This window comes from Clostridium celatum (assembly GCF_021412605.1).
Lineage (GTDB): Bacteria > Bacillota > Clostridia > Clostridiales > Clostridiaceae > Clostridium > Clostridium celatum.
Map to the genome: position 1 here is coordinate 148519 of NZ_JAJKGM010000002.1, position 16194 is coordinate 164712.

Annotated in this window: 12 protein-coding genes; 10 read left to right on the forward strand and 2 right to left on the reverse strand. The window is 30.8% G+C overall.

Translation table 11 applies throughout. The features are described from left to right. Nucleotides 1–2 precede the first annotated feature (2 nt). Nucleotides 3–1484: a phytoene desaturase family protein gene (locus tag LPC13_RS01885; RefSeq protein WP_234088494.1), complete on the reverse strand. Its 1482-nt coding sequence runs from the start codon at nt 1482–1484 to the stop codon at nt 3–5. A 22-nt stretch (nt 1485–1506) separates the two neighbouring features. Further along, complete coding sequence (locus LPC13_RS01890; RefSeq protein WP_005213785.1) at nt 1507–2148, reverse strand: undecaprenyl diphosphate synthase family protein; 642 nt, start codon at nt 2146–2148, stop codon at nt 1507–1509. 340 nt (nt 2149–2488) lie between these two features. Between LPC13_RS01890 and LPC13_RS01895 the strand changes: the two genes are divergently transcribed. The 10 genes from LPC13_RS01895 (at nt 2489) to LPC13_RS01940 (ending at nt 15984) form a co-directional block, all read left to right on the forward strand. Then, a complete protein-coding gene (locus LPC13_RS01895) occupies nt 2489–6235 on the forward strand; it encodes a phosphoribosylformylglycinamidine synthase (RefSeq protein WP_005213784.1) in 3747 nt (1248 codons plus the stop codon). Between the two features lie 166 nt (nt 6236–6401). After that, the gene (purE, locus tag LPC13_RS01900) at nt 6402–6881 is read left to right on the forward strand and encodes a 5-(carboxyamino)imidazole ribonucleotide mutase (protein ID WP_040419586.1); all 480 of its coding nucleotides are present in this window, start codon (nt 6402–6404) and stop codon (nt 6879–6881) included. After that, a complete protein-coding gene (gene purC, locus LPC13_RS01905) occupies nt 6881–7585 on the forward strand; it encodes a phosphoribosylaminoimidazolesuccinocarboxamide synthase (protein WP_005213782.1) in 705 nt (234 codons plus the stop codon). The genes purE and purC overlap by 1 nt, the downstream gene beginning before the upstream one ends. A 104-nt stretch (nt 7586–7689) precedes the next feature. Next, complete coding sequence (gene purF, locus LPC13_RS01910) at nt 7690–9105, forward strand: amidophosphoribosyltransferase (RefSeq protein ID WP_195245464.1); 1416 nt, start codon at nt 7690–7692, stop codon at nt 9103–9105. A 10-nt stretch (nt 9106–9115) separates the two neighbouring features. Further along, the gene (purM, locus tag LPC13_RS01915) at nt 9116–10117 is read left to right on the forward strand and encodes a phosphoribosylformylglycinamidine cyclo-ligase (RefSeq protein WP_005213780.1); all 1002 of its coding nucleotides are present in this window, start codon (nt 9116–9118) and stop codon (nt 10115–10117) included. Next, nucleotides 10105–10707 (forward strand): phosphoribosylglycinamide formyltransferase, encoded by a 603-nt coding sequence (gene purN, locus LPC13_RS01920; protein WP_005213779.1) that lies wholly within the window; start codon nt 10105–10107, stop codon nt 10705–10707. Before purM ends, purN begins: the two co-directional genes overlap by 13 nt. Nucleotides 10708–10720: 13 nt before the next feature. Next, a complete protein-coding gene (purH, locus tag LPC13_RS01925; protein ID WP_005213778.1) occupies nt 10721–12226 on the forward strand; it encodes a bifunctional phosphoribosylaminoimidazolecarboxamide formyltransferase/IMP cyclohydrolase in 1506 nt (501 codons plus the stop codon). A gap of 125 nt (nt 12227–12351) precedes the next feature. Beyond that, the gene (gene purD / locus LPC13_RS01930; protein WP_005213777.1) at nt 12352–13590 is read left to right on the forward strand and encodes a phosphoribosylamine--glycine ligase; all 1239 of its coding nucleotides are present in this window, start codon (nt 12352–12354) and stop codon (nt 13588–13590) included. 599 nt (nt 13591–14189) lie between these two features. Continuing rightward, nucleotides 14190–14987, forward strand: a complete 798-nt coding sequence (locus tag LPC13_RS01935; protein ID WP_195245638.1) for an SDR family NAD(P)-dependent oxidoreductase — start codon at nt 14190–14192, stop codon at nt 14985–14987. Nucleotides 14988–15063: 76 nt separating this feature from the next. Then, nucleotides 15064–15984: an AraC family transcriptional regulator gene (locus LPC13_RS01940; RefSeq protein WP_083875408.1), complete on the forward strand. Its 921-nt coding sequence runs from the start codon at nt 15064–15066 to the stop codon at nt 15982–15984. The last annotated feature ends 210 nt before the right edge of the window (nt 15985–16194 follow it).

The window sequence follows — 16194 nt, forward strand, 5'->3', positions numbered from 1 at the left end:
TATTAATTTTTTATTGAGTCAGCACATATTTTAGAAGATTTTAAAACCATTGATATTCCATTTCCAGGGTGGATAGAAGCACCAGTAAAATAAAGATTATGAATCTTAGGTATAGAGTATTGAGGTCTAAATATTAAGCTTTGATTTAAATTATGGCTAATACCAAAAGCTGATCCATAGTATGTATTATAAGTATTTTTAAAATCTTCAGGAGTAAGATAGGATTTATACACTATATGAGATTTAATATCTTCAAGGCCTTTTATGCCACATAAGATTTTAAATATGCTTTTTTCAATGTTTTTTATGGTCGATGTATTCCAAACTATATCTTTTGATAATAAGTTTGGTACTCTAACCATTACATTTATTGTTTCACAATTCTTAGGACAAAGTGAGTTATCTATTGAACTAGGACAATAAATATATAAGGATGGATCTTTAGATAGCTTATTATAAAAAGGAGCCTCTAAATTTTTTTTAAAATCTTTATTTATGTATATGTTGTGTATATTAAGTACAGGATATTTTTTGTCTAATGCTAAGTATAGTATAAAAGTTGAACAGGAGTATTTAAAATTATTAATATCAGTTTTAAATGGTTCAATTTTTTTTGAACTAATAAGTTTTGACATAGCATAAGAATAATCAGTAGAACAAACTACTATATCAGAAAATTTAGTTCTATTTTTAACTTTAACTCCAACAGCTTTTTTATTATTAAATATTATTTCTTTTACAGCGGAGCTAGTATTAATGGATCCGCCTAAATCAAGAACTAACTTTTCTAAAGCTTTTACATAAGCATACATTCCACCTTGTATGTAATAAAGACCTTTGTATTGAGTTACAGCAGGAATTAAATTATATATATTAGGTGATGAATATGGGGATACACCTACATACATGCTTTGAAATAGACAATAATTTTTAAGTTTATTATTTTTTATATATTTACTACAATCTTTATAACAAGAGGTTAATGTATGAAGTTTTGAAGCTTTATTTAAAGTTAGTGGATTAAAAAAATCAAGATTATTTATAAAAGGTTTATTTAAAAAATATTTTTCAGAAAGTAAATATTTTTTATAATTAGAAGAAATAAAGTTAAAATAACCGTAGGTGCTAGCAATGTCATTATAGCTAATATTATCAATTGTTTTACAAAGCTGTGGCAATGATGTTTTGAAGTCGTAATAAGTACCATCATAGTAAAAAACTTTATATAAAGTATTTATAGGTTTAATAGTAAAATAGTCTTTAAAATTTTTATTGCAATCAGTAAACACTTGGATATAATCATTAGGCATCATTATTAAAGAGGCAGTTAAATCAAATCTAAAATCACCAAGAGTCAGAAAATTTGTTTTACCACCTATATGTTTGTTTTTTTCATAAATCTCTACATTAAATCCCTTATATAAAAGTCTAGCAGCTATAGATAATCCGCTTACTCCACCTCCTATTACAATAGCTTTTTTCATTTCAATCACATCCTTATTCTTATTATCCTCCTAATGTAACATCCTGATCAGAATACCAATCTAAGGCATCATAAAGGTGTTGAGGTATAAAATCTGGCCAATAATCATCTACTACATAGAAATCAGAATAAACAGATTGTATTGGTAAAAATCCACTTAGTCTGCGTCTGCCACCCCAACGAATAATTAAATCAATCCTAGATATATCTTCTGAATGAAGTGCTATATCAATAGGCTTTCTTTGTTTATGAGTAAGTCTAGATAAATTTAAATCCCATTCCCAGCCATAATTAACAAGAAAATTAACTTTGATTCCTCCTTTACCAAATACTCTTCTTTCAGTAAAAGGAAGGAGTTCTTTTGGAAAGCAAGGAGATTCTGTATTTCCAACTACTAATAATTCAGCATTTTCTTTAGATAAAAGATTTACAGCATCAATGCAAGCTTGAGTAAAGGCGTCTTTTTGAACTTTAGGTCTTTTTGTATTATCAGTGGTAAATCCGTAATATGTAATTTCTTTTATGCCTAGCTCATGACAAAGTTTAAAAAGAAAAAGACCAGGATTTATACCACACTTATATCCATTTTCTTTATTTAAGCCATTATTTTCTGCCCAACGTCTGTTACCATCAGGAATTATTCCAATATGATTTGGAATTTTCATTTAATACCACTCCCTATAAATATAGTTAAATAAATTCTTCTATATAGTATTGCTTATTTAATAGATATTAATACTAATTTATCCATTTTTAATAAAAATAAAAATATAAAATATTATTTAGAAAAATATAATTAAGGGATAAAAATATATAGAAAATAATTTATACCGAAAAAAATAAATAATAATTAAAATAAAGTTCGGAATAGTGACGAAAAATAGAAATATAAAATGTAATAAATGTTGACAAAATAAAAAAGGATTGGTAAAATTTAATCAATACGAAATATTAAATAAAAAATATGAAAAATGTTCGTGTTTTTAAAAGGTGTGGAGGTATAAGATGTTAGGATTTAAATGCATTTTTGTAGAGAAGAAAGACGGTTTTAATGTTGAAGCAAAAAGTCTTATGGAAGATTTTAAAAGTAACCTTAGAATAGATAATCTTCAGGGTGTAAGAGTTATTAATAAGTATATATTGGGACAAATAAAAGAAGATTATTATAAAAAATCACTATATACCATATTTGCTGAAAAAACAGTAGACAATTTATATGAAGAAAATTTTCCGATAACTGATGATGAAGTAGCATTTGCTGTTGAATTTTTACCAGGTCAATACGATCAAAGAGCAGATTCAGCATCTGAATGTATTGGATTATTAACTGCTGAAGATAGGGTAGAAGTAAAGTCAGCTAAGGTAATAGTTCTAAAGGGAAATTTAACTGAAGAAGATGTAAATAAGATAAAAAGTTATTATATAAATCCAGTAGATTCAAGAGAAGTAACAATAGATAATATTGAACTTTCTTCAAAATTAGCAGAACCTAACGATGTAGAAATCCTTGAAGATTTTGTTGGCAAAAATAGAGCTCAATTAGAAGAATTCCATAAAGAGCTAGGACTTGCAATGAGTATTGATGATTTAGTAATGATAAGAGATTATTTCAAATCAGAAAACAAAATGCCAACAATTACAGAAATAAAAGTAATTGATACTTATTGGTCAGATCACTGTAGACATACAACATTTAGTACTGCAATTGAAGATGTAACAATTGAAATAGGTAAATTAAATAATGCAGTACAAAAATCATATGAAGCTTATTTAAAATCAAGAGATTTCGTTTATGGAGAAACTGATAGAGATGAAACATTAATGGATATAGCAGTTATTACTATGAAAGAAATGAGAAAAAGAGGGATGTTAGATGATTTAGACATTTCCGAGGAAATAAATGCTTGTTCAATAAAAGTTAACATAGAAACAGATAATGGGAATGAAGAATACTTAGTGATGTTTAAAAATGAAACACATAATCACCCAACTGAAATTGAACCTTTTGGTGGAGCGGCAACTTGTTTAGGGGGAGCTATAAGAGATCCACTTTCAGGTAGAACATATGTATATCAAGCTATGAGAGTTACTGGTGCAGCGGATCCTACAGTGCCAGTAGAAGAAACAATAAAAGGTAAGTTACCACAAAGAACTATTACATTAGGTGCAGCACATGGTTATAGTTCATATGGAAATCAAATTGGTTTAGCAACTGGACAAGTTTCGGAAGTATATCATCCAAATTATGTTGCTAAGAGAATGGAGGTTGGTGCAGTTATAGCAGCAGCACCAAAGGAAAATGTAGTTAGAGAAGAGCCAAATCCAGGAGATATAGTAATACTTTTAGGTGGTAGAACTGGTAGAGATGGGGTTGGTGGAGCAACAGGTTCATCAAAAGAACATACTGAAGATTCAATAAATGAATGCGGAGCAGAGGTTCAAAAGGGTAATGCACCAACAGAAAGAAAAATACAAAGATTATTTAGAAATGCAGAAGTTGCAAAGATGATAAAAAGATGTAACGACTTTGGTGCTGGTGGAGTATCAGTTGCAATTGGAGAATTAACAAGAGGACTAGATATTAACTTAGATAAGGTTCCTAAGAAGTATGAAGGTTTAGATGGAACTGAAATTGCAATTTCTGAATCACAAGAAAGAATGGCTGTAGTAGTAAATAAAGAAAATGCAGATAGATTTATAGAATTATCTAAAGTAGAAAACTTAGAAGCAGTTGTTGTTGCAGAGGTTACAGATACAGAAAGATTAAGAATGTATTGGAGAGGCAAAGAAATAGTTAATTTAAAAAGAAGTTTCTTAGATACAAATGGAGCAAGACAATCAACTAATATAGAAGTTAAATTACCAAGCGAATATCCTTTAACAGTTGGGGATGTAGATGTTAAAGAAGAATGGCTTAATAATTTAAAGAAGTTAAATGTAGCTTCACAAAAAGGATTAGTTGAAAGATTTGACTCAACTATAGGTTCAGGAACAGTTCTTATGCCATTTGGTGGTAAATATTCAAATACAGAGCAAGAAGCAATGGTAGCTAAAATTCCAGTATTAAATGGAGTATCTAAAGAGGCTAGCGTAATGAGCTATGGATTTAATCCAGATTTAGGAGTATGGAGTCCTTATCATATGGCATATTACTCAGTAATTGAAGCAGTTACAAAGCTTGCAGCAGTTGGGGGCGACTACAGAAAGGCAAGATTAACTCTTCAAGAATACTTTGAAAAACTAGGAAAAAATCCAGAAAGATGGGGTAAACCATTTGCAGCATTACTTGGTGCATACCAAGCTCAAATAGATTTAGGAATACCTGCAATTGGTGGTAAAGACTCAATGTCAGGAAGCTTTGGGGAGATAGATGTTCCTCCAACATTAGTGGCTTTTGCTGTTGGAGTTGAAAAAGCAAAGAATATAATTAGTGCAGAACTTAAAGAAGTAGGTTCGAAGCTAGTATTCTTAAAGGCAGAGAGAAATGAAGATTATACATTGAAAGTTGATGAATATAAGAAAAACTTAGAAAGGTTACATGAGCTAATTTTAGAAGGTAAAGTAATATCAGCAGCATCAGTTAAATTTGGTGGAGTTGCTGAAACACTTTCAAAGATGGCTTTTGGAAATAAAATTGGGGTTAAATTCTTTAATCTAGATAAGGAAGAACTTTTTGGATTAAACTATGGAAGTTTAGTTTTAGAAGTGAAGCAAGATGTAAATATAGATAAAGAATTTGAAGGATGCGCTTATAAGGCAATAGGATATGCAATAGAAGATGAGGCAATAATTTCAGAAGAATATGATTTAAATTTAAGTTTAACATCATTAGAAGAAGCTTATGAAGGTAAATTATCAAAAGTATTTAAGATTAAGACTGAATATAAGAATGAAAAAGTAGAAACAGTTTTATATAAAGAAGAAAATAGTAAGTCACCTATTATAAAGGTTGCTAAACCTAAGGTAGTAATTCCGGTATTCCCAGGAACAAACTGTGAATATGATTGTGAAAGAGCATTTAGAAATGCTGGTGCAGAAACAGAAACTTTAGTATTTAGAAATTATTCTAAGGATGCTTTTGTAGAATCAATTGAAAGATTAGAAAGGCAAATTAGAGAAAGTCAAATAATAATGTTACCAGGAGGATTCTCTGCAGGTGATGAACCAGACGGTTCAGGTAAATTTATATCAACAGTATTTAGGAATGAAAGAATTAAAGATGCTGTTATGGATTTATTAAAGAATAGAGATGGATTAATGTTAGGTATTTGTAATGGCTTCCAAGCATTAATCAAGTTAGGTTTAGTACCATATGGAGAAATTGTTGATATAGAAGAAGACATGGCAACATTAACTTATAACGAAATTAATAGACATATGAGTTCAATAATTCAAACTAAGGTTGTTTCTAGAAAATCACCATGGTTTAGTGGGGTAGAGCTTGGAGATATTCATAATGTAGCAATTTCTCATGGAGAAGGTAGATTTGTTGCTCCAGAAAAGCTATTAAAACAATTAATTAAAAATGGACAAGTAGCAACTCAATATGTTGATAATAAAGGAAATATAGCATTAAATATGCCATTCAATCCAAATGGTTCAATGCTTGGAATAGAAGGGATAACAAGTCCAGATGGTAGAGTGCTTGGAAAGATGGGTCACTCTGAAAGAATAGGGGATAACCTTTATAAGAATGTACCAGGAAGCTTTGATCAAAAGATTTTTGAATCAGGAGTTAAATACTTCAAGTAAATCTACAAATATTTGATTTAGCAAGATGAACTTACTTCGTAAAAGCGAAGTTACATTAGAAGCGAATAAATAAAAGTTAAATTTGCTTAAAGCAAGGTTAAGATAGTAAGAAATTAAGTGGAAAACTTAATTTCTTAACTACTTAACTAAAAAGGTGGAGGTTAGTATGAAAGTAGCAATATTTTTTGGGTCTAAATCTGATACTGAAATAATGAGAGGAGCAGCTAATTGCTTAAAGGAATTTGGTATTGAGTATAAAGCATTTGTTTTATCAGCACATAGAGTTCCAGAAAAATTAGAAGAAACTTTAAGAGAAGTTGAAGAACAAGGATGTGAAGTTGTAATTGCAGGAGCTGGACTTGCAGCACACTTACCAGGAGTAATAGCTTCACAAACAACAATGCCAGTTATAGGAGTTCCATGTAAAGAAGCAATTGAAGGATTAGATGCATTATTTTCAATAGTTCAAATGCCAAAATCTATTCCAGTTGCAACAGTTGGAATAAATAATGCTTATAATGCTGGAATGCTTGCAGTACAAATGCTTTCAGTTAATGATAAAGAATTAAAAGCTAAATTAGTTGAATATAGAAAAAATATGAAAGAAAAGTTTATTGCTGAAAATGGTGAAGGAGTGGAATTGTAATGGAAAAATTAGAAATGATGTACGAAGGTAAGGCAAAAAAAATATACGCTACAGACAAATCTGATGAAGTAGTAGTTTACTACAAAGATGATGCAACAGCTTTTAACGGAGAAAAGAAAGGCCAAATCGAAGACAAAGGTGTTTTAAATAATGCTATAACTTCAATGTTATTTGAAATGTTAAACAACAAAGGAGTTCCAACTCACTTTATTAAAAAGTTAAATGATAGAGAGCAATTATGTAATAAGGTTGAAATAGTACCACTAGAAGTTATCGTGAGAAATGTTGCGGCTGGTTCTATGGCTAAGAGATTAGGACTAGAAGAAGGAACGGAACTTAAAACTACAGTATTTGAATTATCATATAAAGATGACTCACTGGGAGATCCATTAATAAATGATTACCATGCAGTTGGTATTGGAGCAACAACTTTTGAAGAATTAGAAAAAATATATTCTTTAACAGCTAAAATTAACGATATTTTAAAAGAGATGTTCTTAAAATCTAACATTAGATTAATAGACTTCAAATTAGAGTTTGGTAGATATAACGGAGAAATAGTTTTAGCAGATGAAATTTCACCAGATACTTGCAGATTCTGGGATGCAACTACTGGAGAAAAATTAGACAAGGATAGATTTAGAAGAGATCTTGGAAATGTTAAAGATGCTTACGTTGAAATATTAAAGAGAATACAAGAATAGTTAGGAGGTAGAAGTTAGTAGTTAGGAGTTAATGAAAAATAAACTTAAACTGCTAACTTTAAACTACTAACTAAAAACTAATTTAATGGTGGGGGTTAAAAGTTATGAATCCAAAGTTAGATAATATAATAATGGATCCAAGTAATGATAAATTTAAGGATGAATGTGGAGTTTTTGGAGTTTACAGCAATAGAGAAATGGATGTAGCTTCAATGACATATTACGGATTATATGCACTTCAACATAGAGGGCAAGAAAGTGCCGGTATAGCTGTAGCGAATGGTGAAGAAGTAAATATTAAAAAGGGAATGGGACTTATTACAGAAGCTTTTTCTCAAGAGGATATAAATAGCTTAAAAGGTTTTGCAGCTATAGGACATGTTAGATATTCAACATCAGGTGATACAAGAATAGAAAATGCACAACCATTATTAAGCCAAACAAAGCTTGGTCCAATTGCTATGGCTCATAATGGAACATTAGTTAATGCCGATGTTATAAAAGAATTACTTGAAGATGGTGGCCATGTATTCCACACGTCAATTGACTCAGAAGTAATTGCTAATTTAATTGCAAGAGGTGCTAAAAAAGGTATTGAAAGAGCAGTATTAGATGCTATCCAAGCTGTTAGAGGATCATTTGCAATGGTTATATTAACAGAGAATAAACTTATAGGTGTAAGAGATCCACATGGAATTAGACCACTTTCATTAGGAAAAATAGAAGAAGGATATATATTAACATCTGAAAGTTGTGCATTAGATGCAATCGGAGCAGAACTTGTTAGAGATATTGATCCAGGGGAAATTGTTGTAATTGATGAAAATGGAATTAAATCATATAGATATTCTGAAAATACACAATGTCAAACTTGTGCTTTTGAATATATATATTTTGCAAGGCCAGATTCTATAATAGATGGATTGGATGTTCACGAATCAAGAGTAAGAGCAGGTGAGCAATTATATAGAGAAAATCAAATAGATGCAGATGTAGTAGTTGCAGTACCAGATTCAGGAATACCAGCAGCTATAGGATATGCTAAAGCATCAGGAATTCCTTACGATACTGGATTTGTTAAAAATAGATATGTAGGAAGAACATTTATAACTCCTTCTCAAGAAGTGAGAGAAAGAGCAGTAGCTGTTAAATTAAATCCTTTAAAAGTAAATGTCAAAGATAGAAGAGTTATTCTTATAGATGATTCAATAGTAAGAGGAACTACTTCAAAACATTTAGTAGATTCACTTAGAAGAGCTGGAGCAAAAGAAGTTCACTTCTTAGTTGCATCACCAGTAGTTCAATACCCATGTTATTTTGGAATTGATACTCCTTATAGAAAAGAACTTATAGGAGCCAACCATTCTTTAGAAGAAATAAGAGAAATAATTGGTTGTGATTCTTTAGGGTATTTATCTATGGAAGGTATGTATAAGTGCTTTAATGCAAACCAAGGATATTGTGTAGGATGTTTTAATGGAGTATATCCTGTTGCAACACCAATAGAAACTGAAAGGTAGGTAATTTACAATGATAACTTATAAAGACGCAGGAGTTAATATAGAAGAAGGTTACAAATCAGTAAAGCTTATAAAAGAATATGCACAAAGAACAATGAGCGAATATGTTTTAAATGGACTTGGAAGTTTTGCTGGAATGGTTGAATTACCAGAAGGTTATAAGAAACCAGTTTTAGTTTCAGGTACAGATGGTGTTGGAACTAAGCTTGAATTAGCATTCAAAACTAAGAAATATGATACAGTTGGAATTGACTGTGTAGCTATGTGTGTAAATGATATTTTATGTCATGGAGCTAAGCCATTATTCTTCTTAGATTATATAGCTTGTGGAAAGCTAGAAGCAGAAGTTGCTGCAGATTTAGTTAAAGGTGTTTCAGATGGATGTGTAATGTCAGATTGTGCTTTAGTTGGTGGAGAAACTGCTGAAATGCCTGGATTTTATAAAGAAGGGGAATACGATATTGCAGGGTTTGCAGTAGGAATTGTTGATAAAGATAAAATAATAAACGGAAAAAATATTAAACCGGGAGATAAGCTAATTGGTATTGCTTCATCAGGAGTACATTCAAATGGGTTCTCTTTAGTTAGAAAATTATATACAGACTTAAATGAAGAATTTAATGGAGAAGAAGTTTGGAAGACATTAATAACTCCAACAAAGATATATGTTAAACCAATATTAAGATTAATTGAAAAGTTTGATATTAAGGGGATGTCTCATATAACAGGTGGAGGATTTATTGAAAATGTTCCAAGAATGTTTAATGGATCTGAATTAACTGCTGAAATAAGAAAGGACAGCTATCCATTACCATCAATATTTGAAGATATGATTAACAAAGGTGTAAATAGAGATCATATGTATAACACATTTAATATGGGAATTGGTTTTGTATTATGCGTTGATGAAAAAGATGTTGATGCTGTTATTAAAGAACTTATTGAATTAGGTGAAAAAGCTTATGAAATTGGTGTTGTAACAGCTGGAGGTGAAGGAGTTTGCTTAAAGTAGCAGTACTTGTATCTGGTGGAGGATCAAACCTCCAATCAATTTTAGATTATGGACAAGATTCTTTTAAGGTTGAAATGGTTATTGGAAGTAAAGATGGCATTTATGGGTTAGAAAGAGCTAAAAATGCAGGGATTCCTATACATGTTGTTTCAAGAAAAGAGTATGGAAATGAAACTTCTAATAAAATATTAGAATTAACAAAAGGAAAAGTTGATTTAATAGTTTTAGCTGGATATCTTTCAATATTAGATGGGGAAATATTGAAAGAATTTAAAGATAAGATAATTAATATCCATCCATCACTTATACCAAGTTTTTGTGGGGATAAGATGTATGGAATGCATGTACACAATGCAGTAAGAAAGTCAGGAGTTAAATTTACAGGATGTACAGTTCACTTTGTTAATGAAGAAGTTGATGGGGGATCAATAATTCTTCAAGAAGTAGTACCAGTATATTTTAAAGATACTGCAGAAGATATACAAAAGAGAGTTTTGGTGGAAGAACATAAATTATTACCTAGAGCTATTGATTTATTTAGCAGAGGTAAGATTGAGATTATAGATGGTAGAGTAAATATTTTAAAATAGGGAGGATTTTTACATGATTAAAAGAGCATTAATTAGTGTATTTGATAAGACTGGAATTTTAGATTTCTCAAAGTTTTTAGCAGAGCAAGGTGTTGAAGTTATTTCAACAGGAGGAACTTATAAGCACTTAAAGGAAAATGGAGTTGCTGTAACAGAAGTTAATGAAGTTACTAACTTTCCAGAAATGCTAGATGGAAGAGTTAAAACTCTTCACCCAATTATTCATGCAGGAATACTTGCTATAAGAGGAAATGCTGAGCATATGAATACTATAAAAGAAAGAAATATTGAAACTATAGATATGGTTATAGTTAATTTATATCCTTTCTTTGAAAAAGTAAGAGAAGATTTAAGTTTTGAAGAAAAAGTTGAATTTATAGATATTGGTGGTCCAACAATGTTAAGAGCAGCAGCTAAGAACTTCCAAGATGTTGTTGTTATAAGTGATGTTTCTGATTACGAAGCTGTAATGGCAGAAATTAAAGAAACAGGAGATGTTAGCTATAAGTTAAGAAAGAAGTTAGCTGGTAAAGTATTTAATTTAATGAGTGCATATGATGCAGCAATTTCTAACTTTATGTTAGCTGATGAAGAAGAATATCCAGAATATCTTTCAGTTTCATATAAGAAAAAGCAAAGCTTAAGATACGGTGAAAATCCACATCAAAGTGCTGCATACTATGTTTCAAATGAATTTGATGGTGGTATGAATGACTTTGAAGTATTAAATGGTAAAGAACTTTCTTATAATAATATAAAGGATTTAGATATTGCTTGGAAAGTTGCTAATGAATTTGAAGAAACAGCTTGTTGTGCATTAAAACATAATACTCCATGTGGTGTTGCAATAGGTGAAACTGCTTTAGAAGCTTACACTAAAGCACATGACGTAGATCCAACTTCTATCTTTGGTGGAATAGTTGCTATCAATAAGAAAATTGATAAAGCTACAGCAGAAGAAATGGTAAAAATATTCTTAGAAGTAGTTGCAGCTCCAGAGTTTGATGAAGATGCATTAGAAGTTTTAAGAACTAAGAAGAACTTAAGAGTAATTAGATGCAACGTTAAGCCATGTGATAAGAAATTCATGGTAACAGTTGATGGAGGAATTTTAGTACAAGAAGAAGATACTAAGCTTTTAGAAGAATTAAAGGTTGTTACAGAAAAAGCGCCAACTGAAGAAGAAATGAGAGATTTGGTATTTGGTATGAAAGTAGTTAAATACGTTAAATCAAATGCTATAGTTACAGTTAAAGATGGTGTTGCTGTAGGAATCGGTGGAGGACAAGTTAATAGAATTTGGCCAACAATGGATGCTTTAAGAAGAGGTGAAGGGGCAACAATACTAGCTTCAGATGCATTCTTCCCATTCAGAGATATAGTTGATGAATGTTCTAAGCATGGAATTAAAGCAATAATTCAACCAGGTGGTTCAATGAGAGACCAAGAATCAATTGATGCTTGTAACGAACATGGAATAGCAATGGTATTCACAGGAATAAGACACTTCAAACACTAGAAAAAAACTGCCTCAGGGGTCAGACCAATTATTAACAGTTGGTGATTTTTGAGGCAGTTACTTGTATAGAGATATATTGTAAAAAAATGGAGTGACCCTGCGGGCGGATAGAAGGAGGATTTTGTATGAAAGTATTATTAGTTGGTTCTGGTGGAAGAGAGCATGCTATTGCTTGGAAATTAGCTAAGAGTGAAAGAGTTAGTAAGATATTTGTAGCACCTGGTAATGGTGGAACTGCAATTGAAAATAAATGTGAAAATGTTAATATCACTGATATAGATGAATTAGTGGTATTTGCAAGAGAAAATAATATAGAGTTAACTTTTGTTGGACCAGAAGATCCACTAACAAAAGGTATAACAGATAAATTTAAAGCTGCAGGATTGAGATGTTTTGGTCCTGATAGCAAGGGAGCTCAATTAGAAGGAAGTAAAGCTTTCTCTAAGGATTTCATGAAGAAGTATGGAGTTAAAACTGCTCAATATGGAACTTTCACAGAATGTGATGAAGCTAAAGGTTATTTAGAAAACTGTGAATATCCAATAGTTATTAAAGCTGATGGATTAGCAGCTGGTAAAGGTGTTGTAATTGCAGAAACTAAAGAAGAAGCTATGAAAACTATTGATGATTTTATGATTTCAGATATATTTAAGGGAGCTGGACAAAAAGTTGTTATTGAAGAATTCCTTGAAGGTGTAGAAGCTTCAATTCTTTCAATTACTGATGGTAAAACTTTAATACCTTTTATTTCAGGAAAAGACCATAAGCAAATCTTTGATGGAGATAAAGGACCAAATACTGGAGGTATGGGAGTTTTAGCACCAAACCCATTTGTTACTGAAGATGTAATGAAGGATTTTGAAGAAAACATAGTAGCTAATACTTTAAAAGGAATTCAAGAAGAAGGCTTTGATTTTAAAGGAATTATATTCTTTGGATTAATGATAACAAAGAAGGGAACTTACCTTTTAGAATATAATGTAAGAATGGGAGATCCAGAAACACAATCAGTATTAACTTTAATGGAAAGTGATTTAGTAGATTTAGTAGAAGCAGCTTTAGAGGGCAGATTACATGAAGTAGAAGTTAAATGGTATGATGGAGCTTGTGTTAATGTGGTTTTAGCTTCTAAGGGATATCCAGGAACTTTTGAAAAAGGATTTGAAATAACTATTGATGAAAGTATTAAGGATAAAGTGTTCTTAGCTGGAGCTCAATTAGTTGATGGAGTTTTAAGAACTAGTGGTGGAAGAGTTTTATCTGTTGTTGGAAGAGGTAGAAGTATTCAGGAAGCTAGAGAAGAAGCTTATAAGTTAACTGAAATGGTTAATTTTGAAGGAAAATATTTTAGAAGAGATATATAATATATGTGAAAAAACACCATCAGTATAAATACTGATGGTGTTTTTTGTATTTAAAAAACCACTTGCTATGCAAGTGTGTTCAAATTAGCTTAAGCGGTAAGTATGGAAAAAACTCCTTTTGTCAATATTAAAGTAGATTTCGTAGGCCAACTTTAATAGACAAAAGTAGGACAGCATTATGAAAAATATGATATATAAAAGAAAAATAGTTTATAAGTGATAGAAAAGCATAAATATAAATAATATATTTTTTACTATACATTTAGCTGAGAATTTAATAGTATGTGATTTTAATGAAGAGGTATCGAAAATAAGGATATAATATTTATTAAAAAAATTGTACATGTATTTTAGAAACTAAAACAATATAATTCTTAAGGGAATCTGTATAGTACCTTAAGAATTATATAATAAATTGATTTTTATATAAATGTTTATATTTAGAAAAGAGAAAATTACTAGAATTTTATTTTTAAATATAAGATGAAATGTGGCATAAGCTAATGATAATTTGGCGCATAATGATGTTCATATTAAAATGCTGTTTGGTTATATTATTACTATCAGTTAAATGCAAAGTAGGAAAGGGGAATGTTATTATGAAAAATAAAGTAGCATTAATTACAGGATCTTACGGAGGTCTTGGAACTTGTTTTGCTAATATTCATGCATCTAAGGGTGGAGAACTAATTCTGGTAGGAAGAAATCAATCAAAACTGGATAGGCAAAAGAAAGAAATTGAAAAGAAATATGAAGTTATAGTACATACAATAGCAGTGGATCTATCTAAGTTAGATGCGGCAGAAAAAATATATAATACATGTAGAGAAAATGGATGGACAGTTGATTATTTAATAAATAATGCTGGTTTTGGTGGACAAGGTGATTTTACAAGGGATAGAAGTATGTCACAGGATATGTCTATGATAGCAGTAAATATTGAAGCACCAACAAGACTTTGTAAGTTGTTTCTTCCTGACTTTGTTAAGCGTGGTAGTGGTAAAGTATTGAATGTATCTTCTACAGCAGCAATAATCCCAGGACCGCTACAAGCTGTTTATTATGGAACAAAGTCATATGTTACAAGTTGGTCTAATTCACTTTGGAGAGAATTAAAGGGAACTGGAGTTACTGTTACAGCATTAATGCCAGGAGCGATGGAAACAGGATTTGCTAAAACAGGAGGATTACAAGATACAAAATTATTTTCTAATGCTGTTTCTCCTGATACTGTTGCAAGAGATGGTTATAATGGAATGTTATCTGGTAAGTTAAATGTAATATCAGGATTACCAGGATGGCAAAAAATATTTATGTCTCTTGCACCAATAATGCCTAAAAAAGCAATGCTAGATTTTGTATATAGTCAACAGATTGCAGGAAGTGCAAAAAAATAATATTGGATGTGATATTTTGAGAAGGTTTATACTGGAGGGAAAATATGTTGATTTATTTAAACATTACGGAATTAACATGGAAGAAGTATTAAGAAAAGCAGAATTACCAGAAGATTTATTTAGTAAAAAGTCCAGTACTATGTTACAGAAAGAGTATTTTAAGTTTATGGAGGTAGTGGGTGGTTTTATTGAAAATTCAGAAGTGCCAGTTAAGATGGCAAGTATGGATAATATTGAATGTTTTTCACCACCTATCTTTGCAGCTTATTGCAGTAAGAATGGAGTTAGATGTTTAGAACGACTTTCAAAGTATAAGAAACTAATTGGTCCAATGGTAATGCTTTTAATAGAAAAGGATGGTATTATGTCTGTTGAATATACAACAGAGGATGGAAATTATGAGTTACCACAGTTCCTTGTGGAAACAGAGTTTGTTTTCTTGACTGAAATTATTAGAAGAGCCACAAATGAAGTAATAATACCAGCAAAGGTAGAAATGAGAATACCAGTTAAAACAAAAGCTTTTGAATCGTTTTTAGGTATAAGTGTAGAAAAAGGAGAAAGAAACATAATATCATACCATATGGAGGATCTTCAAAAACCTTTTATTAGTTACGATGAATCTATGTGGAATTATTTTAAACCGGAGCTATCCAAAAGATTATCAGAGCTTGATGTGGATACTTCTATGGGAGCACGTGTAAGGACTGCATTAACGGAGCTTCTACCTGGAGGAATGTTTGGAATAGATGATGTAGCTTTAAAACTTGGAGTTTCAAAGCGGACATTACAACGTAAGCTTTCAGATGAGGGTACAACTTTTCAAAAACAGTTAAATAATACACGTGAAATGTTAGCTATTAACTATATAAATAACACTGATATGTCAACAAGTGATATAGCATATTTACTTGGATATCAGGAGCTAAATTCTTTTCTTAGGGCATTTACAGTATGGACAGGGAAAAGTATGAGTGAATACAAGAAATTGTTATAAGCATAATTATGTAGAATATATACACAAGAATAAAATAAAAAAATATTCTGATTTGCCTAATATACCATTTTAGTTGTTTGGGCAGTTGATAGCATTAAAGTTATTTAATAAAAAACAGTAGTTTCCAATTACGTGAACTGCCCCCCGTCAAGTAGACAGGGTAAATAATAAAAAATTATGATGCTAAGGTATGACTCCTATATTCAAGTG